The 21,525-nt window shown below is 63.8% G+C and carries 22 protein-coding genes and 1 pseudogene; 15 read left to right on the top strand and 8 right to left on the bottom strand.

Annotated elements, in window-relative coordinates; translation table 11 throughout:
* Positions 1-191 precede the first annotated feature (191 nt).
* From uvrB to EOA24_RS05935, 6 genes and pseudogenes are all read left to right on the top strand, one after another.
* Complete coding sequence (gene uvrB, locus EOA24_RS05965) at positions 192-3,326, top strand: excinuclease ABC subunit UvrB (protein WP_127256799.1); 3,135 nt, start codon at positions 192-194, stop codon at positions 3,324-3,326.
* 508 nt (positions 3,327-3,834) lie between these two features.
* Positions 3,835-5,362, top strand: a pseudogene (locus EOA24_RS05955) (ABC-F family ATP-binding cassette domain-containing protein).
* A gap of 102 nt (positions 5,363-5,464) precedes the next feature.
* Positions 5,465-5,854, top strand: a complete 390-nt coding sequence (locus tag EOA24_RS05950; RefSeq protein WP_126081681.1) for a nuclear transport factor 2 family protein — start codon at positions 5,465-5,467, stop codon at positions 5,852-5,854.
* A 93-nt stretch (positions 5,855-5,947) separates the two neighbouring features.
* The gene (locus EOA24_RS05945) at positions 5,948-6,130 is read left to right on the top strand and encodes a hypothetical protein (protein WP_042645761.1); all 183 of its coding nucleotides are present in this window, start codon (positions 5,948-5,950) and stop codon (positions 6,128-6,130) included.
* A 147-nt stretch (positions 6,131-6,277) separates the two neighbouring features.
* Positions 6,278-6,694: a glyoxalase/bleomycin resistance/extradiol dioxygenase family protein gene (locus EOA24_RS05940; RefSeq protein WP_126081680.1), complete on the top strand. Its 417-nt coding sequence runs from the start codon at positions 6,278-6,280 to the stop codon at positions 6,692-6,694.
* Between the two features lie 196 nt (positions 6,695-6,890).
* Positions 6,891-7,244 carry a DUF1428 family protein gene (locus tag EOA24_RS05935; RefSeq protein WP_126081679.1) on the top strand — a complete coding sequence of 118 codons (354 nt, stop codon included), beginning with the start codon at positions 6,891-6,893 and terminating at the stop codon, positions 7,242-7,244.
* Between the two features lie 269 nt (positions 7,245-7,513).
* On the opposite strand, the gene EOA24_RS05930 is transcribed toward EOA24_RS05935, so the two are convergent.
* Positions 7,514-9,154, bottom strand: coding sequence for a tetratricopeptide repeat-containing sulfotransferase family protein (locus tag EOA24_RS05930; RefSeq protein ID WP_126081678.1), 1,641 nt, complete (start codon positions 9,152-9,154; stop codon positions 7,514-7,516).
* Between the two features lie 198 nt (positions 9,155-9,352).
* Positions 9,353-9,742, bottom strand: a complete 390-nt coding sequence (locus EOA24_RS05925; RefSeq protein ID WP_126081677.1) for a Kazal-type serine protease inhibitor domain-containing protein — start codon at positions 9,740-9,742, stop codon at positions 9,353-9,355.
* A gap of 452 nt (positions 9,743-10,194) precedes the next feature.
* Between EOA24_RS05925 and EOA24_RS05920 the strand changes: the two genes are divergently transcribed.
* From EOA24_RS05920 to EOA24_RS05910, 3 genes are all read left to right on the top strand, one after another.
* Positions 10,195-10,407 carry a cold-shock protein gene (locus EOA24_RS05920; protein ID WP_006202520.1) on the top strand — a complete coding sequence of 71 codons (213 nt, stop codon included), beginning with the start codon at positions 10,195-10,197 and terminating at the stop codon, positions 10,405-10,407.
* A gap of 237 nt (positions 10,408-10,644) precedes the next feature.
* The gene (locus EOA24_RS05915; protein WP_006202521.1) at positions 10,645-10,857 is read left to right on the top strand and encodes a cold-shock protein; all 213 of its coding nucleotides are present in this window, start codon (positions 10,645-10,647) and stop codon (positions 10,855-10,857) included.
* A 216-nt stretch (positions 10,858-11,073) separates the two neighbouring features.
* A complete protein-coding gene (locus tag EOA24_RS05910) occupies positions 11,074-11,487 on the top strand; it encodes a BA14K family protein (protein WP_127255287.1) in 414 nt (137 codons plus the stop codon).
* A gap of 78 nt (positions 11,488-11,565) precedes the next feature.
* Here EOA24_RS05910 and EOA24_RS05905 read toward each other — a convergent pair whose 3' ends face one another.
* From EOA24_RS05905 to EOA24_RS05895, 3 genes are all read right to left on the bottom strand, one after another.
* A complete protein-coding gene (locus EOA24_RS05905) occupies positions 11,566-12,207 on the bottom strand; it encodes an MBL fold metallo-hydrolase (protein ID WP_126081675.1) in 642 nt (213 codons plus the stop codon).
* A gap of 164 nt (positions 12,208-12,371) precedes the next feature.
* Positions 12,372-12,689 carry a hypothetical protein gene (locus EOA24_RS05900; protein ID WP_126081674.1) on the bottom strand — a complete coding sequence of 106 codons (318 nt, stop codon included), beginning with the start codon at positions 12,687-12,689 and terminating at the stop codon, positions 12,372-12,374.
* Between the two features lie 146 nt (positions 12,690-12,835).
* The gene (locus EOA24_RS05895) at positions 12,836-13,729 is read right to left on the bottom strand and encodes a branched-chain amino acid aminotransferase (RefSeq protein WP_126081673.1); all 894 of its coding nucleotides are present in this window, start codon (positions 13,727-13,729) and stop codon (positions 12,836-12,838) included.
* Between the two features lie 273 nt (positions 13,730-14,002).
* Between EOA24_RS05895 and EOA24_RS05890 the strand changes: the two genes are divergently transcribed.
* The 4 genes from EOA24_RS05890 to EOA24_RS05875 all read left to right on the top strand — a co-directional run bounded on the left by EOA24_RS05890 (position 14,003) and on the right by EOA24_RS05875 (position 17,993).
* Positions 14,003-14,530, top strand: coding sequence for a MarR family transcriptional regulator (locus tag EOA24_RS05890; protein WP_042647466.1), 528 nt, complete (start codon positions 14,003-14,005; stop codon positions 14,528-14,530).
* The gene (locus EOA24_RS05885; protein WP_126081672.1) at positions 14,517-15,236 is read left to right on the top strand and encodes a response regulator transcription factor; all 720 of its coding nucleotides are present in this window, start codon (positions 14,517-14,519) and stop codon (positions 15,234-15,236) included. Before EOA24_RS05890 ends, EOA24_RS05885 begins: the two co-directional genes overlap by 14 nt.
* Positions 15,237-15,287: 51 nt before the next feature.
* Positions 15,288-16,703 carry an ATP-binding protein gene (locus EOA24_RS05880; protein ID WP_126081671.1) on the top strand — a complete coding sequence of 472 codons (1,416 nt, stop codon included), beginning with the start codon at positions 15,288-15,290 and terminating at the stop codon, positions 16,701-16,703.
* A gap of 225 nt (positions 16,704-16,928) precedes the next feature.
* Positions 16,929-17,993, top strand: coding sequence for a glycosyltransferase family 1 protein (locus tag EOA24_RS05875; RefSeq protein ID WP_245466977.1), 1,065 nt, complete (start codon positions 16,929-16,931; stop codon positions 17,991-17,993).
* Here EOA24_RS05875 and EOA24_RS05870 read toward each other — a convergent pair.
* The 3 genes from EOA24_RS05870 to EOA24_RS05860 all read right to left on the bottom strand — a co-directional run bounded on the left by EOA24_RS05870 (position 17,985) and on the right by EOA24_RS05860 (position 19,479).
* Positions 17,985-18,344 carry a tRNA-binding protein gene (locus EOA24_RS05870; RefSeq protein ID WP_126081670.1) on the bottom strand — a complete coding sequence of 120 codons (360 nt, stop codon included), beginning with the start codon at positions 18,342-18,344 and terminating at the stop codon, positions 17,985-17,987. The two genes, EOA24_RS05875 and EOA24_RS05870, sit on opposite strands and share 9 nt — an antisense overlap.
* Before the next feature lie 18 nt (positions 18,345-18,362).
* Positions 18,363-18,863 carry a YbjN domain-containing protein gene (locus tag EOA24_RS05865; RefSeq protein ID WP_040989643.1) on the bottom strand — a complete coding sequence of 167 codons (501 nt, stop codon included), beginning with the start codon at positions 18,861-18,863 and terminating at the stop codon, positions 18,363-18,365.
* Between the two features lie 313 nt (positions 18,864-19,176).
* A complete protein-coding gene (locus tag EOA24_RS05860) occupies positions 19,177-19,479 on the bottom strand; it encodes an accessory factor UbiK family protein (RefSeq protein ID WP_112126796.1) in 303 nt (100 codons plus the stop codon).
* A 433-nt stretch (positions 19,480-19,912) separates the two neighbouring features.
* Between EOA24_RS05860 and lgt the strand changes: the two genes are divergently transcribed.
* On the top strand, positions 19,913-20,800 hold the full coding sequence (gene lgt, locus EOA24_RS05850) for a prolipoprotein diacylglyceryl transferase (protein ID WP_126081668.1): 888 nt from the start codon (positions 19,913-19,915) through the stop codon (positions 20,798-20,800).
* Positions 20,797-21,525, top strand: a 729-nt coding sequence (locus tag EOA24_RS05845) for an SAM-dependent methyltransferase (protein ID WP_127409664.1), incomplete at its 3' end; no start/stop codon positions are given. The genes lgt and EOA24_RS05845, both read left to right, overlap by 4 nt.

Here is a 21,525-nt window from a genome sequence, read left to right as displayed (position 1 = left end):
CCCCCTCTCCGTCCGTTTCGCGGACACCTCTCCCCGCCTCTGGCGGAGGCGAGCACCCTGAGTCGGCGTTAGCCTGCCCCATCGGATCATGACGCCTCTCCTGACAGCCTTCTGTCAGCAGCGTCCGCGCCTGACCGGCGCCGTTTCACTCGCCTCTTTCCATTTCGGCCGAGTCCACCCATATTCGGCCCATGGCCAGACATCCTGACAAGAAGACGCCTTCGCAAGACGGCGCGCCGAAGCGGCGCAGCCCGCTGACCGACTTCCTCGACGCCGCCGAGCCGCTGAATCCCGGCGGCTTCGCCGAGGCGCCGCAGGCCGACTTCACCGGCGCGCCGCTGACCGGCTCGATCTCCGATTGGGCCGGGCAGATCGAGCGCGAGGCGGAAAAGCAGCCGAAGGCGAAAGCCCCGAAGAAGATCCCCGAACGCTCCTCGGCGCCCGGGCGGACGGCGCGCGGCACCTCGATGGGCGGAGCGGCCTCGGCCAAGGAGCGCGCCGCCGCCGGCCTCAACCCGGTGGCCGGACTCGACATCAGCCTGGAGGATGCAGAGCAGGTTTCGTCCAGCGGGGTTACCGCGACCGTAGCCGCGCTGTCGGCGCTGATCGAATCCGGCAATCCGCTGCACAAGGACGGCCAGCTCTGGACGCCGCACCGTCCCGCCCGGCCGGAAAAGTCGGAAGGCGGCATCGCCATCAAGATGGTGTCGGATTTCGAGCCCGCCGGCGACCAGCCGACCGCGATCAAGGATCTCGTCGAAGGCGTCGACCGGAACGACCGCACCCAGGTGCTGCTCGGCGTCACCGGCTCGGGCAAGACCTTCACCATGGCCAAGGTGATCGAGGAGACGCAGCGTCCTGCCCTGATCCTGGCGCCCAACAAGACACTGGCCGCGCAGCTCTATGCCGAGTTCAAGAAGTTCTTCCCCGAGAACGCGGTCGAGTATTTCGTCTCCTACTACGACTATTACCAGCCGGAAGCGTATGTGCCCCGGACCGACACCTATATCGAGAAGGAATCTTCGATCAACGAGCAGATCGACCGAATGCGCCACTCGGCGACGCGCTCGCTGCTGGAGCGCGACGACGTCATCATCGTCGCTTCGGTGTCCTGCATCTACGGTATCGGCTCGGTCGAGACCTACACGGCGATGACCTTCCAGATGCAGGTCGGCGACCGGCTCGACCAGCGCTCGCTTCTCGCCGACCTCGTCGCCCAGCAATACAAGCGCCAAGACATCAACTTCGTGCGCGGCTCGTTCCGCGTGCGCGGCGACACGATCGAGATCTTTCCCGCCCACCTGGAAGACCGCGCCTGGCGCATCTCGATGTTCGGCGATGAGATCGAGTCCATCACGGAATTCGATCCGCTGACCGGGCAGAAGACCGGCGAGCTGAAGAGCGTCAAGATCTACGCCAACTCGCACTATGTGACGCCGCGCCCGACCTTGAATCAAGCCATCAAGTCGATCAAGGAAGAGCTCAAGTACCGCCTGCAAGAGCTTGAAAAGGCTGGGCGTCTCTTGGAGGCGCAGCGGCTGGAACAGCGCACGCGCTTCGACCTGGAGATGCTGGAGGCGACCGGCTCCTGCGCTGGTATCGAGAACTATTCGCGCTACCTCACCGGCCGCGCCCCGGGCGAGCCGCCGCCGACTTTGTTCGAATATGTGCCCGACAATGCGTTGATCTTCATCGATGAGAGCCATGTCACCGTGCCGCAGATCGGCGGCATGTATCGCGGCGACTTCCGCCGCAAGGCGACGCTGGCGGAGTACGGCTTCCGCCTGCCCTCCTGCATGGACAACCGGCCGCTGCGTTTCGAGGAATGGGACGCCATGCGTCCGCTGTCGGTGGCGGTTTCGGCGACGCCCGGCGGTTGGGAGCTCGAGCAGTCCGGCGGCGTCTTCGCCGAGCAGGTCATCCGCCCGACCGGGCTGATCGATCCGCCGGTCGAGGTGCGCCCGGCCAAGAGCCAGGTCGACGATGTCGTCGGCGAGATCCGCGAGACGACAAGGCTCGGCTACCGCACGCTGGTGACCGTGCTGACCAAGCGCATGGCCGAGGACCTCACCGAATATCTGCATGAGAACGGCATTCGCGTCCGCTACATGCATTCCGACATCGACACGCTGGAACGCATCGAGATCCTGCGCGATCTCCGCCTCGGCGCCTTTGACGTGCTGGTCGGCATCAACCTCCTGCGCGAAGGCCTCGACATTCCGGAGTGCGGCTTCGTCGCCATCCTCGATGCCGACAAGGAAGGTTTCCTGCGTTCGGAAACCTCGCTGATCCAGACCATCGGCCGCGCTGCCCGTAACGTCGACGGCAAAGTCATCCTCTATGCCGACCAGATCACCGGCTCGATGGAGCGGGCGATGGCGGAGACCAACCGCCGCCGCGAGAAGCAGATGGAGTGGAACGCCGCCAACGGCATCACGCCGGAATCCGTCAAGTCGCGCATCGCCGACATCCTCGACTCGGTCTACGAGAAGGACCACGTCCGCGCAGACATCTCGCAGTTCACCGACGACGCCGGCGCGATGATCGGCAACAATTTGAAGACCCATCTCGAGGCGCTGGACAAGCAGATGCGCGATGCCGCCGCCAATCTCGATTTCGAGAAGGCGGCGCGCGTCCGCGACGAGATCAAGCGACTGCGCGAGATGGAGCTCGCCATCTCCGACGATCCGCTGGCGCGCGAGGTGGAAAGCCAAAGTCCTGCCTCGGGCCGCGAGAAGGGCAAGCACAACAAGGGCGTCGCCAGGCATCGCACGGCCGAGGAGCAGGAGCGTTTCCGCAGGCTCGACGAAGCCCGCGCCGCCGAAGAGGCGGCAAAGGCTGCCCGACCCAATATGTTCCGCAAGCCGCATCTCGACGAGATGGGCGCCGACGGCGCCGTGCCGTTGAAGAAGCCGCTCTTCGCCAAGCCCTGGCTCGACGACATGGGCCCCGGCACGGATATGACGACGCCGGCCGGTGCCGTATCGCGCTCGCTGTTCAAGAAGCAGACGGCGCAGGAAGCGCACGGCTCCGACTTCGGCATTCCCGGCGACCGCACCAAGCCGTTGTTCCGCAAGAACTCACTCGACGAGATGACGGTGCGGCGGACGGAAAAGCCCGTCGAGGGAAAAGTGCCGGCGAAGCCAAAGCCGATCTCCCCCCTTGTGGGGGAGATGTCCGGCAGGACAGAAGGGGGCGCGAAGGAACGCGACGATCCCAGCAAACCCATCGTCCGCCAGCGTTCGGGCATCGGCTCCTACGAGGACCCGGCCGACGAGCGCCGCCAGAAGCGTCGCCCGGGCAAGACGGGACGGCCAGGGCATTGATTTCCGAAGGTCGGTTCAAGACACGTTGAGATGCTGGCGGGACAGCGCCCCTCTCTGTCCTGCCGGACATCTCCCCCACGAGGGGGGAGATTGGCGGCTGAAGCGCCGGCTTCCATCTTGCAACGCTGGCGATTGGCGAGGCGCCTATGACAGCTAATCTCCCCCCTTGTGGGGGAGATGGCCGGCAGGCCAGAGGGGGGCGCGAAGGAACGCGGCGACTCCGTTGCAGCTGTGAACTTCGCCGCCCCTTGCCATTCGCCCCCTCCCCGGTGTACCCAACCCCAACTCGAACTCTGGAAAGGAGGGCTGCGTGTCTATCGATCACCATCGTCAGCGTGGCCCGATTTGCGCCCTGCGAGCTTGCTTGCAGGGCTGACCGGACGGTCCGGGTTTTTCCCGTTTCGATTTTTGGTCTGCCCTTCGTGGTGCCGCTAAGCTGATCCGTTGATCAGCCGGCGCACCGTCAAAGTGCATCAGCCGGACTTTCCGGCAAGACCAGAGAAATCGAATGGCCCTGATCAGCCTCAAATCTGTCGGCGTCACCATGAGTGCGCCGCTCTTCTCCAACCTCGACCTCACCATCGGCGCCGGCGACCGGCTGGGCATCGTCGCAGCCAATGGCCGTGGGAAGTCCACCTTGCTCAAATGCCTGGCCGGTGAATTCGAACCCACCTCCGGCGACATCACCCGGTCACGCGGCCTGCGCGTCGGCCATGTCGAGCAATCCGTTCCCGGCGCATTGCTCAACCGCAGCTTCCATGACGTCGTCGCCGACGCCTTGCCGGTCGAGCAGCGCGACAGCGAGTTGTGGCGCGTCGACGTGGTTCTCGACTCGCTCGACGTGCCGGAAGACATGCGCGGCCGGCCGATGCGCGCGCTGAGCGGCGGCTGGCAGCGGCTGGCGCTGATCGCGCGTGTCTGGGTCACCGATCCCGACGTGCTTCTGCTCGACGAGCCGACCAATCATCTCGACCTCGCCAGGATCGGCCAGCTGGAGGACTGGCTGAATGCGCTGCCGCCCGACGTGCCTGTGATCGTCGCCAGCCATGACCGCGCTTTCCTCGACGCTGTCACCAACCGCACGCTGTTCCTGCGTCCCGAAGAGTCGCCGGTGTTCGCTCTGCCCTATTCACGCGCCAGGCATGCGCTCGACGAGCTCGACGCCTCGATGGCGCGCAAGTTCGAGCGCGACATGAAGATCGCCCAGCAGCTGCGCAAGCCAAGCCGCCAAGCTGAACAACATCGGCATCAATTCAGGCAGCGACCTTTTGACGGTGAAGACCAAGCAGTTGAAGGAGCGGGCAGAGAAGCTGGAGGATGCCGCCGTACAAGCGCATCGCGAGCGCTCGGCCGGCGCGATCAGGCTGGCGAACCGCGGCACCCACGCCAAGGTGCTGATCACGCTGGAGGACGCGGCGGTCGAAACGCCTGATGGCACACTGCTATTCAGGACCGGGAAGCGCCATATCTGCCAGGACGATCGCATCGTGCTGCTCGGCCGCAACGGCGTCGGCAAGACGCGCTTCATCGCCATGATCCGCAACGCCATTGCCGAACCCGGCTCGATTGCGAACATCAAGGTGACGCCGTCGACCGTGCTCGGCTACAGCGACCAGGCGCTGTCGGGCATCAATGGCGAAGACACGCCGCTGGCAATGGTCTCGCGCCGGTTCGAGATCGGCGAGCAGCGGGCGCGTTCGCTCCTTGCCGGCGCCGGCGTCGTCATCGAGATGCAGGACAAAAAGATCGGCGCCTTGTCGGGCGGGCAGCGGTCGAGACTGATGATGCTGGTATTGCGGCTGACCAACCCCAATTTCTATCTGCTCGACGAGCCGACCAACCATCTCGACATCGATGGCCAGGAAGCATTGGAGGACGAGTTGCTGAAGCATCAGGCAAGCTGTCTGCTTGCCTCGCACGACCGCTCCTTCATCCGCGCCGTCGGCAACCGCTTCTGGCTGATCGAGAAGCGGCGGCTGACCGAGGTCGACGACCCGGAAGCGTTCTTCCGCTCCGTCGCCGAAACGCCGAACTGAGAGACGATACACCCGCCGGGCCGTCGCCGCCGGCCCGGCAATACTTTTCCATCTGCTAAAAAAAGCGCATGCTGAATTGCTCAACCATGGAGGGGACGGGCCATGCGTGCAGTGGAAATCGTCAGCAATCTCTACAAAGCCTATGCGGACCGCGACATCGAGGGTGCCCTGGCGCGGTGCGCGGAGGATGTCGTGTTCCGCTGGATTGCCGATCCCCGGCAATCGCGTCATGCCGGCACCGCGCACGGCAAACAGGAATTCCTCTCCAGGCTCCTGGCGCTCGACGATGACTTCGAATACCGCCACTTCGTCCCGGTCGAGATTATCGACGGCGGCGACAAGGTTGCCGCGCAGGTCGAGATCCATATGACGCGCCGTACCACCGGCGAGGAGCTCATCATGCGCACCGCCAATTTCTGGACGGTCCGCGACGGCGAGATCATCGAGATGGTGGAGTATTACGACACCGCGCTGGCGGCATCGGTGTTCTGAAAAAGATTTGGAGCGATCTGTCGGATCGCCTGTTGCCGCCTCGTCCTTGGGATGCCGACACGATGATGCCGGCATCAACCAGGGAGAATTGTCATGTCGGTACTGTCGTCCATCGGCCGCCTCGCCAACCGGTATGCCGAGGCGCGTGCCCGTCACCGCAGCGAGCGCATCCTGCTGTCGCTGCCCGCAGAGCTGCGCAAGGACATCGGCTTTCCGGAGATTTTCGAAACGCGCGAAAGCCGCCGCGCCAGCACCTTCTCGGCGAAGGTCATATAAAATGATGCTTTCAATGCGATTGTCCCGCGGCCGCGCGCCTTCAAGGCAAGGCGCTTAAGAAGAATTTCTGGAGGCATGTAGGATCGCCGCCGCTTCGTCCGTCCTTGGGCCGCAAGCCACGTCAAACCCGTGAAGAGGAACACGAATATGAACGACCAGACCCCGCCCCGCGCCAAGGTCCTTGGCGGACTGACCCCCTACCTGCAGGTCGACGGCGCCATCAAGGCCGCCGAATTCTACAAGAAGGCTTTTGGCGCGGAGGAAGTGTTCGCCTATCCGCCGGACGACAAGGGCCGCACCATGCATATCCATCTCTACGTCAACGGCTCGACGCTGATGCTGGGCGACGCCTATCCGGAACACGGCCATCCGCACCAGGCGGCGCAGGGCTATACGCTGCAGCTCCATCTCGGCAGCGACGACATCGACGCCTGGTGGAAGCGGGCGGTCGATGCCGGCTGCGAGGTCGTCACCCCGCTGCAGGTGATGTTCTGGGGCGACCGCTGGGGCCAGGTGAAAGACCCCTTCGGCATCGCCTGGGCGATGAACGCGCCGGTGAAGTGAGCCGTCCACCTCTCCTCCTGTCTGTGGGAGAGGTCGGATTGCCCCGATTTGCCCTTCGCAAATCGGCTGGCAATCCGGGTGAGGGGTAGCTTGGCGCCAGGCTGAAGCACCCTTCATCCAAGTCGGCGTTGCGCGCCGATCCACCTTCTCCCGCAAAGGGAGGAGGGAAAGCCGGGCCCAACCAAGGAGTTTCACCATGTCCTATGTCGACGGTTTCGTGATTGCCGTGCCGAAGGCAAATCTCGACGACTACAAGAAGCTGGCCAACACCGCGGGCCCGATTTGGATGGAGCACGGCGCGCTCTCCTATGTCGAATGCATCGGTGACGACGTGCCCTATGGCGAGCTGACCTCGTTTCCGCGTGCCGTACAGGCGAAGGACGACGAGATCGTCATCTTCGCCTGGGTCGTCTACGAATCCAGACGGAGCCGCGACGCGGTCATGGCCAAGGTGATGGCCGATGAACGTCTCAAGATGGACTGGTCCGCCATGCCCTTCGATGGCAAGCGCATGATCTTCGGCGGCTTCCAGCCGTTCATCGAGCTTTGATCACAGCCTATCGGTCGTCATCCACGGGCGGAGCAGGAGCGGAGCTCCTGCGCAGACCCGAGGATCCATGCCGTGACTTGGAAGCGCCGCGGAGGTCCAGAATTCTGCACCGTTGCACGTTTCGATCGAGGTAACGGCATGGATTCCAGGGTCTGCGCGCGTCGCTTCGCTCCTTGCTCCGCCCTGGAATGACGAGGTCGCGAGGTAGCGGCTAATCGCGGACCCCTGCGATGACTCAGAGCAAGCGGCCTGCCGGTTCAATGCTTGCTCTATCCGTTCTGCAGCTTGTCCAGCAGCGGCTTCAGTCGATCCCCATACCGCTTCCACAGATCGACCGAGCCCTGATACATCGGCTGGCGCACCTGCGCGGCGGAAGCGGTGCGCACCGGCCGGTCCGTCTCGTGGAAGGACAGAACCTTGTCGTCCCAGGGCAGGCCGAGATGCGCCATCAGCGCCCGCGTCTGCCCTTCCTGGTCGGCGACGAAATCCTCATAGCGCACATCGTGCACGACGCCTGGCAGCACCTTGTGCCAATGCGCCATGATGTCGGTGTAGAGGTTATGGAAATCCGCGAGCTCGCCTAGGTCGTAGCCGTAACGATGGCTGTCGCCGCGGAAATGCACCTTGAAGATCGACAGGCACGTCGCCGCCGCGTCGCGCGCGCAATGGACGATCTTGGCCTTCGGCAGCATCATGTGCAGGAAGCCGACCAGCATGAAGTTCCCCGGCATCTTGTCGGTGACATGGCGGTAGCCCGGATAGCGGCTATGCAGCATGTCGAGATAGGCCTGACCCGCCTCGGCGAAGGCCTTGTCGGGCGTGTCGGCGATCCCGGCGGGGAATCCACCCGGCATGCTCATCGGAAACTGCTTTCCGACGGCCGTCTTCAAGATGTTCAACTCGCCGGCGCCATAGACCTGCGGATGGCTGGCGATGATCTGCTCGACCAGCGTGGTGCCGGAACGCGGCATGCCGACAACGAAGATCGGCGTGTCGGCTGAAATATCGCTTGTCCGGTGCTTCTCGAAGAAGGTCTTGTCGAAGGCCGCTTTCATCGCCTCGAATTCGCCGCGCGTGCGGACCGGATCGTAGTCGATGCCCTGGCGGCGGATGGCATTGCCCTCGGCGAAATAGTCGAAAGCGCGGCCATAGTCCTTGAGGTCGTCATTGACCTTGCCGAGACCGAAGGAAAGCTGCATGCGCGCCAGGCTGCCCTGTGGCGCCTTGGCATGCTCGGCCTCCATGCCGGCAAGCTCCTTGTCGCGTTCGGTCTGACGCTTGACCTGGGTCAAAAGCAGCCAGGCCTTGGCCATGCCCGGAACAACGGCCACCGCCTGTCGGGCAAGATCGGCGGCTTCGTCGAGCTTGCCCTTCTCCATCATGGCCACGCCCAGGCCGTAGAGCAGCTCGGCGTCCTTCGGCCGGATCGACAAGGACTCGCGGAACAGCTTGATCGCCTCATCCAGCCGCCCGGCCTCCTGCAGCGTTTCCGCAAGCCCGATGCGGGCGCGGACATGGAACGGGTTGCGGCCGATCGTGCCGCGAAAGATCTCCTCGGCGGCGTCGAACTGGCCGAGCTGCTTCAGCGACGAGCCGAGATTGTCGCGCGCGGCCAGTTGGTCCGGCTTGATATCCACCGCGCCGCGAAAGAAATCGACCGCGGCGGCGACCCGGCCGAGGTCGCGCATGACGGTGCCCATATTGTTGAGGAAGTCGGCATTCCTGGGCTGCAGCGTCACCGACTGCTCGATGAGCTCGAGCCCCTCCTCGCTGCGGCCGGTCTGGTGCAGCAGCAGTCCGAGGAATTGCAAGGCGGCGGCATGGTTCGGCTGCTGCCCCAGAACCTGCCGATAGAGCGCCTCGGCTTCCTGACGGCGCCCGGCCTGGTGCAGCTGCAGCGCCCGCTGCACATAGGGATCGAGCGGGCTGGCCGTTCCCGGCTTGCCGCCCGCATTCGCCGCTCTTCTTTGATCTCTGTTAATGGGAAACCTGCCGTGTTTGTTGGTCCGCCGGACCTAAGCCATGCGGGCAAGAGATTCAAGGCTAAGCAACACCACGCGCATTGCGGTGTCCATACCCGCCTGTTGAGCCGGACACCGCGTTGCTTTTCAGCACGGCCCGTCGCCGACGACGCGGTAATCCGCCGCGCGGGCCTCGCATGCGTTCGGGAAAGTGCGCACTTGCCCATGGCGCCTGGCGCAGACCGGGGCGTATTCGCGTGTGCAGAATGTCGGCTCGCCGCCACCACCGCCGTCGCGGCAAGGACCGTCGCGCAGGATGCGATACCCTTCCCGTTCGGCCAGGCAGGCATTGGCGAAGGTCTGGCGGTCGCCGCCGCGCCGGGCGCAGACCGGTTGGTATTGCATGGTGCAGAGCTGCGGATGCGGCCTGGGCGGGCGCGGCCGGGGCCCATCGTCGACGACCACCGTACAGGCCGCCAGCAGCGCGGACAGGATGAAAATGACAGCGGCCTGACGCGAGATCGCAAGAAACCGCATCTGTCCCTCCTTCATCCCGACCCGGTGATGCCAACTCGCGACATCCTCGCATTCCCCGCGGCAAACGCAACCACCGTTTGTGGCGCCCCCAGGCCCTTGGCCGACAGCCCCGCTCTGGCCCATGCTTGGCCCCTCTCTGGCCGATGACCCGTGCCGGCACGGGGTCTACTCGAAGCCCAGCGTTGGACGCGCCGCGGGCCGCCCGCGACCGTCGTCTTGCAACCATCACGTTTCCGTGTAATAAATTTCCCCGTTCGGGCATTTGCGACCCGGAGAGCGGAACGTTTTGGACGACCTTTCCCCGATAAGTGTGAATCTCTGACAACCCCGTTTTTCGGCGGGGGGTTTGACCATGCGCGAATGCATGACCGCCGAAGCAACCACAGGGATTTGCCCAAGGCGCGAGGCAGCGGGCAAACCACAAGACTGACACGGGTGAAGGAGTTTCCCCAATGGCCCAGACCGGTACCGTAAAGTTCTTCAACGCCACCAAAGGCTTCGGCTTCATCACGCCGGATGGCGGCGCCAAGGACGTGTTCGTCCATATTTCCGCGATCGAGGCATCCGGCCTGCGCACGCTGGTCGACGGCCAGAAGGTCACCTTCGACGTCGAGCCGGACCGCATGGGCAAAGGCCCGAAGGCGGTCAACCTGCGCGCCGCCTGATCGGCGCAATCGCCTGTCCTTTGCGGATGCAATGATGCGGCAGGATCCTGAACGGGCTTTTGGACAGGCTCGAAATTGCGAAGGCGCGACGGAACCGTCGCGCCTTTTTCGCGCGCAAATGCTTGGATCGGCAGGCGAAAACTTTCTCTTGCCGATGACGCTAAAATAAAGGACAAATTTCCTCTCGGGCAATTTGCCGGCCCGAGACTTGACTTGATGGGATCAAAGGAGTTTCCCATGCCGCAGACCGGCACCGTCAAATTCTTCAACCATGCCAAGGGCTTCGGCTTCATCACGCCCGACGATGGCGCAAAGGATGTCTTCGTCCACATCTCGGCCGTGCAGGCGTCGGGCCTTCCCGGTCTTGAGGATGGGCAGAAAGTGACATTCGACACCGAGCCGGACAAGCGCGGTAAGGGTCCGAAGGCCGTCAATCTGTCGATCGGCTGAGCCGGCTCACGACGGATCCGACGGAGGCTATGTCAGGCGGGGCGCTCCCGCCCGGTATCGGGCTGTGCCCAAGCCTCGAAAAACCGCTAGGCCACGAAAAATCGTTTACGCCGATTTCCGTTCAGCCTCCGTTCAGCCACGGTCTTCTATTAACCTTTTCTAAAGCCGGTCCGTATCCCCAAAAAAATGCGCGGGCCGGCGCGAAGGAGACCGAAGATGAACCGTTTTCTCAAGACCGCCATCCTGAGCGTTGGCATTGCCGCGACCACCCTGGCCACCTTCTCGGCGGCCAATGCTGACGACTGGCGCTGGCACCATCATCGCCATCATAACGGCGACGCTCTTGCCGCTGGCGTTGTCGGCCTCGCGGCCGGCGCCCTGATCGGCAGCGTGCTCAGCAACCCCGGACCACGCTATTACGAACCGGCCTATGGTGACGACTACTATGTCGATCGGCCGGTGCGCCGCTACTACGTGCAGCAGCCGCGTGTCGTCTATGCCGACCGCTATGCCGAGCCGTGGACCCGCGGCTGGTATGAGTATTGCTCGGACCGCTACCGCACCTTCAACTCGCGTACCGGCACGTTCACCGGCAATGATGGCGAGCAGCATTTCTGCGTCGCCAACTAGGCGGAGCTTTTGAGCACCGCCTGGGTTCCCTGCCCAGAAAAGCGCCGCCTCCAGCGGCGCTTTTTCTTTGCATGCGGGTCAGGTGAGAAAGGGATTGGTCCGCCGTTCGTCGCCGAAACGGCTGCCCGGTCCATGGCCGCAGATGAAGCCGATATCGTCGCCAAGCGGCAGAAGCTTGTCCTTGATCGAGGCGATCAGCGCGGCCTGGTCGCCGCCAGGCAGATCGGTGCGGCCGATCGAGCCGCGGAACAGCACGTCACCGACATGCGCGAACTTGGCCGCGCGGTTGTAGTAGACGACATGGCCCGGCGCGTGCCCCGGGCAATGCAGCACTTCGAACACGTGATCGCCGAAGGACACCGTCTCGCCTTCGGTGAGGAAGCGGTCCGGCACGCAGTTACGCACCGGATCGGTCAGGCCGAAGCGCTTGGCCTGGTTCTCGAGATTGGCAAGCAGCGGCTTGTCGGCTTCGTGCGGGCCGATAATGTCGATGCCCAGCGCATCCTTCAACTCCATCGCGCCGCCGGCATGGTCGATATGGCCATGCGTGATCCAGATCGCGCCGGCCTTGATGGCATTGTCCTTCAGCACCTTGAGCACCTGGTCAATATCGCCGCCGGGATCGACGACGACGCCGTTCTTGTCGTCCATGTCGAACAGGATGGTGCAGTTCTGCTGGAACGGCGTGACCGGCACGATGCCGGCATTGAGCTGACCCATGGCTTTCCTTTCTCGAGCAATTCCAGGAAAAGTCCGAACCGCTCCGGTTGTCGCCCTGATGTAGACAGGCCGGCAAACGCCGTCCACTGCCGGCCGGCATAAATATCCCGGCAACGAAAATGGGCGGCCGAAGCCGCCCATTTGGAAGCCTGAAGCGGCAGGCCTTACTTCTTCATCGCACCCATGACCGCGCCGATGATGGCGGTCAGGATCGCGCCGCCGCCGGCGCCGCCGACGATGTTCTGCACGTTGAGCGCGCTGCCAAGTCCGCCTGCCGCTGCCGCGGCCGCCGCCGGATCGACCGTGCCGCCGCCGAGAAGGCTGCCGAGAATGGCCGCGCCGCCGACGCCGCCGATGGCACCGCCGAGGATTTTGGGAAGCTGACCCAACGCCGCCTGCTTGAGCGCCGCGCCGACCGCTTGGCCACCGATGATACCCGTAATCACCTGTATAACGATCGCAACGAGCGTGTTCGTATCCATGTAACTAGTCCCTCCATAGCCGCCTGCCTCCAAGGGCCGACACCATCATGAGACGCCGAACCGTCCGAAAGTCAAATGCATGAAAGCTTAAATAAAAAGGGCGGCCCGAAAACCGCCCCTATTGCACAAAAAAACTGTGACTTTCGCTATTCTGCGGCGATCGCGTGCTTTGGTTGCACCGCAGCAGAATAGTCGTTCATCAAGGTCTTGGCGATCTCGCCAACCTCGAATCGGTATGGACCGATCTCCGAAACCGGTGTTACCTCGGCCGCGGTACCGGTCAGGAAGCATTGCTCGAAACCTTCGAGTTCTTCCGGCATGATGGCGCGCTCGATCACTTCGAAACCACGGTCCTTGGCCAGGCCGATCACCGTGCGGCGGGTGATGCCGTCGAGGAAGCAGTCCGGCGTCGGCGTATGGATCTTGCCGTCCTTGACGAAGAAGATATTGGCGCCGGTGGCTTCCGCCACCTGGCCGCGCCAGTCGAGCATCATGGCGTCGGCATAGCCCTTGGCCTCGGCAGCATGTTTGGACAGCGTGCAGATCATGTAGAGGCCGGCGGCCTTGGACTTGGACGGCGCGGTGCGCGGGTCGGGCCGTCGCCATTCGGCGACATCGAGGCGGATGCCCTTGAGCTTCTGCGCGGGATCGAAATAGCTCGGCCATTGCCAGATGGCGATGGCGCAATTGATGCGGTTGTTCTGCGCCGAGACGCCCATCTGCTCGCTGCCGCGCCAGGCGATCGGGCGCACATAGGCGTCCTGAAAACCCTGCTTCTTCAAAAGCGTCCGGCAGGCCTCGTCGATCTCGGCGACCGGATAGGGAATCTTGAAGCCCAAGAGGCGTGCCGATTCATGCAGACGCTCATTGTGCTCGGTCAGCTTGAAGATCTGGCCGCCGTAGGCGCGCTCGCCCTCGAAGATGGCGCTGGCATAGTGCAGGCCATGGGTCAGCACATGGATCTTGGCGTCGGCCCATTTGACGAACTCGCCGTTCATCCAGATGAAGCCGTCCAGTTGATCGAAGGGAACGGATGCCATGGAAACCTCCCGCGGGCGGGTGCCCGCAAATCGTTATGTTTTTTATAGCCTTCGTGCCGGCCCCATCACAGGATCCGAACAGGATCCGAAACGCTGGCCAGTGCTTGGAAGCGTAGGCGGATATTCAATTCGTGGCAAACTCAGGAAGTTCCGGAAAAACGGCTTCCGCTTGCCTTTTCGTTCGCAATCCGCCGAAAAGCTTGTCAAAAATTATCATTGCCGGGGAATTACGTCAATAGTACTGACATAATTCCCGCCTCGCATGGAGAAATGATGACGAGCCCCGCAGCCGGAAAACCGATCAGGACGGCGATCGCCGATGAGGACGGCATCGACTTCGCCATCATCGAACTGTTCTTTTTCGCCTATCGCGATTTCACCTCCGACCCGGACCAGATCCTCGCGGACTATGGCTTCGGCCGCGCCCATCACCGTGTGCTGCACTTCGTCAACCGCAGGCCGGGCCTCACCGTCGCCGAGCTGCTCGATGTGCTGAAGATCACCAAGCAGAGCCTTGCGCGGGTTTTGAAGCAGCTGATCGACACCGATCATATCGTCCAGGTGCAGGGCCCGCGCGACCGCCGGCAGCGCGAGCTCTACCCGACCGCCAAGGGCCGCGCGCTGGCCTTGGCGCTGGCGCGGCCACAGTCGCGCCGCATCCGTGCGGCATTGGAGGATTCCGGAGCCACCGAACGCGCCACGATCGAGCGATTCCTGGAAGCGATGGTCAATCCGGAACTAAGAGCGCAGATCGACATTGTGCCTGCGCAAACATCGGGGAAGAACCATGGAGACCATTGAGAAGGTCGATCATCCGGCCGCGCCCGACGATGACGCGCCGCATCTTCTGGTCGTTGACGACGACACGCGTATCCGCAACCTGCTTAAGCAGTATCTGTCCGAGAATGGCTTTCGCGTCACTGTCGCCGGCAATTCCGGCGAAGCCAGGCGCAAGCTCGCCGGCCTCGACTTCGACCTTCTGGTGCTCGATGTCATGATGCCGGGCGAAACCGGCGTCGATCTCACCAAGGCGCTGCGGGCCGAGAAGAACGTACCGATCCTGATGCTGACGGCGCTGTCCGAGACCGACAGCCGCATCAGCGGGCTGGAAGCCGGCGCCGATGATTACCTGCCGAAACCGTTCGATCCGCGCGAGCTGATCCTGCGCATCAATAACATCCTGCGCCGTGGCGGCCCGGCCGCAACGCCGAAGGTGGAACAGCTGGTGTTCGGGCCCTACACGTTCCAGATCGCCAAGCGCGAATTGAAGCGCGGCGGCGAGGCGCTTAAGCTGACCGACCGCGAGCAGGAGATCCTCGCGATCTTCGCCGCGCGGGCGGGCGAGACCATACCGCGCCATGAGCTGGTGGGCGATGAATCGGATGTCGGCGAGCGCACCATCGACGTGCAGATCAACCGGCTGCGCCGCAAGATCGAGCGCGATCCGTCCAATCCGGTGTGGCTGCAGACGGTGCGCGGTATTGGGTATCGGCTCAGCGTCGAATAGACTACCGTCGAAGGCCCTTTGCTGAACAGGCCATCGACGAGCGGAAGGCGAATGGCGACCACGCAACTGGAACAGCCGAAAGGGAGCGGCCCCGGCGACCTCGCGCTGCGGACGCTGAGGGCGATGCCGCGCGCCTGGAACCGGTTCTGGCGCTTGATCGCGCTCTACATGCCGAAGCGGCTCTACGCCCGCTCGCTGATCATCGTCATCGCGCCGATGATCCTGCTGCAGTCGGTGATCGCCTTCGTCTTCATGGAACGCCACTGGCAGACGGTCACCCAGCGCCTGTCGCAGGCGACGATCTCGGACATTGCTGCCGTCATCGACATGATGGAGACCTATCCGCACGACGCTGACTACGCCAACATCATCCGCATCGCCCAGGACCGCATGCAGTTGAAAGTGGATCTGCTGCCGCCAGATCCGTTGCCGCCGCCCGGCCCGAAGCCGTTCTTCTCGATCCTCGACGAGGCGCTGTCGTCGGAGATCACGAGACAGATCAACCGTCCGTTCTGGATCGACACGGTCGGCAACTCGAACGTCGTCGAGGTCCGCGTCCAGCTCGAAGGCAAAGTGCTGCGCGTCTTCGTGCGGCGCAGCCAGGCTTATGCCTCGAATACGCATATCTTCCTGATCTGGATGGTCGGCACCTCGCTGGTTCTGCTGATGATCGCCATTCCCTTCCTGCGCAATCAGATCAGGCCGATCCTGACGCTCGCCGAGGCCGCCGAGAGTTTCGGCAAGGGCCGGCCGATGCCGCGCGATTTCCGCCCGCGCGGCGCCGAGGAGGTTCGCCGCGCCGGCTTCGCCTTCATCCAGATGCGTGAGCGTATCGAGCGCCAGATCGAGCAGCGCACCGCCATGCTGACCGGCGTCAGCCACGACCTCAGGACCATCCTCACCCGCTTCAAGCTGCAGCTGGCCCTGGCCGGCGGCAAAGCGGAGACCAAGGCCGCGCTGAACCAGGACATCGACGACATGCAGTCGATGCTGGAAGGCTATCTCGCCTTTGCCCGTGGCGAGTCCGCGGAGGACACCGGACGCTTCGACCTCAACGCCTATTTCCAGAAGCTCGGCGAGGAAGCGCAATTGCGTCGCTGCAAGCTCACGACGACGCTGGCCGGCGATCCGGCCGTGCATGTGCGGCCGAACGCCTTTGCCCGTTTGCTTTCGAACGTCATCGGCAATGCGTTCCGCTATGCCAAGGCCGTCGAGGTCCACGCCAACCACAGCCATGGCTCGCTCACCGTCACCATCGACGACAATGGGCCGGGCATCGCGCCCGACAAGCGTGAAGAGGTGTTCAAGCCATTCCTGCGACTGGACGAGGCGCGCAACCTGGACGCCAGCGGCACCGGACTTGGCCTGTCGATCGCCCGCGACATCGCCCGCAGCCACGGCGGCGACATCAGCCTCGAGGACAGTCCGCTCGGCGGCCTGCGCGCCGTCATCAAGGTGCCTGCGTAAGCAGAGCCAAGACAGGCTTCATCCGCCCGTCATGAAATCATGGTGAAGAGCGCGCATGAAGCGCGCGACCCTTGTTGATTCGGCTCTGCCGCCCCGCTTCGATCCCGCCCCTGCCCGGGTGCGCTGGAGCGAGGCGCGAGCTGCCGCGTGGCTGCCGTTGCGGCACCGCGCCGGCGCGTCCGGGAGTTATCGCGGCGATGGACCGTCATACGTAGCGGGATCTCCATGCGCATCCTGATGGTCACCGACGCTTGGCAGCCGCAGGTCAATGGCGTGGTGCACACGCTCGAACGCCTCACCGAGGCGCTGAAGCCCTTCGACGTCGAGCTCGATTTCCTGACGCCGAACCTCTTTCGCACCTTGCCGATGCCGACCTATCCCGACATCCGGCTCGCGCTGACGACGCCGGGCCATGTGGCGCGCCGGATCGATGCCGCCAAGGCCGACCACATCCACATCGTCACCGAGGGTCCGCTCGGCATCATGGCGCGCCGCTACTGCCGCAAGGCCAGCCGCCCCTTCACCACCAGCTACCACACGCGCTTTCCCGAATATCTCAGCGCCCGCCTGCCGGTGCCGGAAAGCTGGGCCTACAACTGGCTGCGTGACTTCCACAATTCCGGACAGGGCACGCTTGTCGCCACGCAATCGCTGGCGGACGATCTCGCGGCGCGTGGCTTCAACAAGCTGAGGCCCTGGACGCGCGGCGTCGACACCGACCATTTCCGGCCCGACAAGCGCAAGGAAACCGGATTTCCGCGCCCGGTCTTCCTGTGCGTCGGCCGCGTCGCGATCGAAAAGAACCTGACCGCCTTCCTCGATCTCGACCTGCCCGGCAGCAAGGTGATCGTCGGCGAAGGACCGGAACTGGCAAAACTCAAGGCGCGCTATCCCAACGCGCATTTCCTCGGCCATCGCCCGAACGACGAGCTGGCCGAGATCTACGCCTCGGCCGATGTGTTCGTGTTTCCGAGCCGCACCGACACCTTCGGCAACGTCATCATCGAAGCGCTGGCCAGCGGAACGCCGGTGGCCGCCTATCCGGTGACCGGACCGATCGACATTGTCGGCGACGGTGTCGGCGGAGCCGTGTCGAACGACCTGGGCGAGGCGGCGATGAAGGCGCTCAACGTCGATCGCGCCGAAGCGCGTCAGCGCGCCATGCGCTACAGCTGGACGGCCTGCGCCGAGATGTTCCTCGACGCGGTCGACGAAGCGCTGGGGATGCCAAGTAAGCGCGCCGATCAGGACAGGGTGGCTCCGGGTCGCCCTAGGCTCGTCCTAGAATAGGCGCCCGCCGTCCGGCACCCTACGCTCGATGGCGCCGAGCACCACCGCGCCCTCTTCATCGGGAAAGCCGAGCGTCAGGACCTCCGACATGAAGGGACCGATCTGGCGCGGCGGGAAATTGACCACCGCGAAGACCTGCCGGCCGACCAACGTTTCCGGCGCGTAGTATTTGGTGATCTGCGCTGACGACTTCTTCACACCGATCGCCGGGCCGAAATCGATCTTCAGCTTGATTGCCGGTTTGCGCGCTTCCGGAAACGGCTCGGCCTCGACGATCGTGCCGGCACGGATATCGACACGGTCGAAATCGGCAAAGCTGATCTCGGGCTTGCGCTCGCTGCTGGAACTCATCGGCGATATCGGTTTGGTTCAGGCGTTTCCGTGGGTCTCGAAGAGCACGCTGGAGAGCGCGTCCTTGGCCGATGTACCCGACCAGACGACGAACTGGAAGGCCTGGAAATAGCATTCGCAGGCCTCGAGCGCCGACGATAGAAGCACCTCGACCTGTTGGCTCGACGGCTCGACCCCGCCGGCAAGCAACAGCGATTGGCGGAACATGATCGCGCCTTCCTGCTCCCACAGGTCGAAATGCCCGAACAGCATCTGCTCGTTGATCAGCGACAACAGTCGCATCACTTCCAGCGCGCGCGTCTCCGGCACCTTGATGTCGAAAGCGCAGGCCAGATGCAGCGCCTCGAAATCCTCCATCCAGGAAAAGGAGACGTGATAGTCGGTCCAGCTGCCGGCCACCGAAATCGAAATCTCGTCGTCGCCGGCGCGCTCGAAGGACCAGTCATTGTTGTGGGCCACCTGCTCGATGACGTCCACCGGGTGGATTTCGCGGGAGAATTCGAGTTCGAGGAGTTCCATGAATGCTTCCTGTGTTCAGGGGAGCGCCACACGCTCCGCGGGGCACACACAACGAACAATCTTGTCTAGAACTCGGACGGTCAGGACTTTCCAACGCAAAGACCCAACCGGACCCCACCGCCCGGCGCATGACCCTGCTTCGAATCATGCAACAAATTCAGTCTATTGATCGGGAGTCGCGTGAACAGCCCAATTTTTCGCGCCGCGTCATCCGCATGTGGAAAGGTGGCTGTCACAAAGATTCATGCAATGCCGGTAAGCGATTCACGGCAAAGCGATTTTTCGGATCGCGCTATGTGGAAAAGTTTAACGATTATTTTTTTGCGCGGGGCTTCGCGGCACCCGCAGGTGCGGCCTGTCCGGTCAATTCGGCGAGCTTGGCCTCGAGCGCCTCGACGCGCGTCGCCAGTTGGATGTTGTCTTCCCGCGCCTTGACCGCCATCTCGCGCACCGCCTCGAATTCTTCGCGCTGCACCACATCCATGGAATTCAGCATGCGCTCGGCCTGCGCCCGGAACGCCGTCTCCACCTCGCGACGAACGCCCTGCGCGGCACCCGCGGCGTCGGTCATGATCTTTGCGAATTCGTCGAGAATGCGGTTCGGTCCGGTCGCCATGGCAGATCCTCGCTTTGTCGTTTTGACGTAGTGGCGCGCGGCGCGGAATGCAAGCGCATTGCGGCGTGCTCACGTGGTTACGATTTGATCTCACCGTGTCCGTCGTTGTCGTTATTATCTGATAGGATGTTTCGAACGGGAGCGTGGGATGCCCAACACTGGGGGTTCGGAAAAGCGCATTGCCGCACTAGACGCAGCGCTCGCCAAGGGCATCAGCGACGTCGAAGCAAAGCGGACAATGCATGCCGAAGAGGTGTTTGACCGCTTGGAAGCCAAATACAGGGAATTGGCCCAAGGCCAAAAGCCAAAGCCGCCACGTAACGGCGATTAGCTGCGTCCCAAATTCAGATTTGCCGCGCTGCCGTTGCCTTGACCCCGCCAAAACCCTGCCGCATGGTCCGCGCCCGAACATGACCGCGCCCTGGAGACCCTGTTGAGCGAATATTTCCTGCTGCCGCTGGCCTCCCTGCCCTTCCCCAACATCGATCCGGTCATCGTCAATATCGGGCCGCTGGCTGTGCACTGGTACGGCGTCGGCTACATCGTCGGCATCCTCTTTGCCTGGTGGTATGCCAAGCGGCTGGTCACCAACGCACGCCTCTGGCCCGACGGCCACCTGCCGATGAAGCCCGAGGACCTAGACGACTTCATCGTCTGGGCGGCGATCGGCGTCGTGCTCGGCGGGCGCACCGGCTACGTGCTGTTCTACGACTTGAAGCGCTACATTGCGCACCCGCTCGACATTTTCGCCGTCTGGCAGGGCGGCATGTCATTCCATGGCGGCCTGCTCGGTGTCATCCTCGCCATGACGCTTTTTTCGCTCAAGCGTGGCATCTACACCTGGACATTGTTCGACGTGGTGTCAGCCGGCGTGCCGGTCGGCCTTGGGCTGGTGCGCGTCTGCAACTTCATCAATGCCGAGCTTTGGGGCAGGCCAACCGACATGCCCTGGGGCGTCGTCTTCTGCAACGATCGCCTCCAGCAGGCGCTGGGGCAATGTCCCGCCGGCCTCGACCCTCGCCATCCGAGCCAGCTTTACGAGGCGCTGCTCGAAGGCCTGGTGCTGTTCCTGGTGCTGCGCTTCCTCACTCATTCGCGGCTCAAACTGAAGACGCCTCGCTTCGTCGGCGGCGCCTTCATCTGCGGCTACGGCCTGTCGCGCATCTTCATCGAGTTCTTCCGCGAGCCCGACCACCAGCTCGGGTATTTGCTCTATACCAACTGGCTGACCATGGGCATGATCCTGTCCACGCCGATGGTGCTCGCCGGCATCTGGGCCATGGCCACGGCAAAGCCGACGCCACAGCCGCAGGCGGCATGAGCACACTGAAGCAGCGCATCATTGGCCTGATCGGCGCGGCGGGGCCGATCCCGGTCAGTGAATATATGGCGCTCTGCCTGTTCGATCCCGAGGAGGGTTATTACACGACGCGCGAGCCCTTCGGCGCCGCCGGCGACTTCATCACCGCGCCCGAGATCAGCCAGATGTTCGGCGAGCTCGTCGCCGTCTGGCTCTATCAGGCCTGGCAGGGCGCCGGCCGGCCCCTGCCCCCGACCTTCGCCGAGATCGGTCCCGGCCGCGGCACGCTGATGAAGGACATGCTGCGCACCTGGTCACGGCTCGACCCGGCGCTGGTGGCCGGCGCCTCCTTTGCCATGGTCGAGACCAGCACGCGCCTGGCCGAGATACAGAAGCAGACGCTTGCGGGGCAGAACGTTGCGCTTGGCTGGCACCAGAGCCTCGACACGCTGCCGCCGCAGCCGCTCTTCATCGTCGGCAACGAATTGTTCGACGCGGTGCCGATCCGGCAGTTCGTCTATGTCGGCGCGGGCTGGCGCGAGCGCGTGGTCGGCCTCGACGGCGCCGATGAGCTGCACTTCTTCGCCGGCGCGGGATCCGTCGACCCGGCGCTGCTGCCCCCTGGCGCCGCCGATGCGCCGCAAGGCGCCATCGTCGAAGTGGCGCCTGCCCGTTCGGCGCTGATGGCGCAGATCGCCGAACGCATAGCCGGCCAGGGCGGCGCCGGCCTCTTCATCGACTACGGC

The organism is Mesorhizobium sp. M2A.F.Ca.ET.039.01.1.1 (genome assembly GCF_003998035.1).
Lineage (GTDB): Bacteria > Pseudomonadota > Alphaproteobacteria > Rhizobiales > Rhizobiaceae > Mesorhizobium.
The sequence above is the reverse complement of the archived record's forward strand: the minus strand, read 5'-3'. Positions and strand labels throughout refer to the sequence as shown.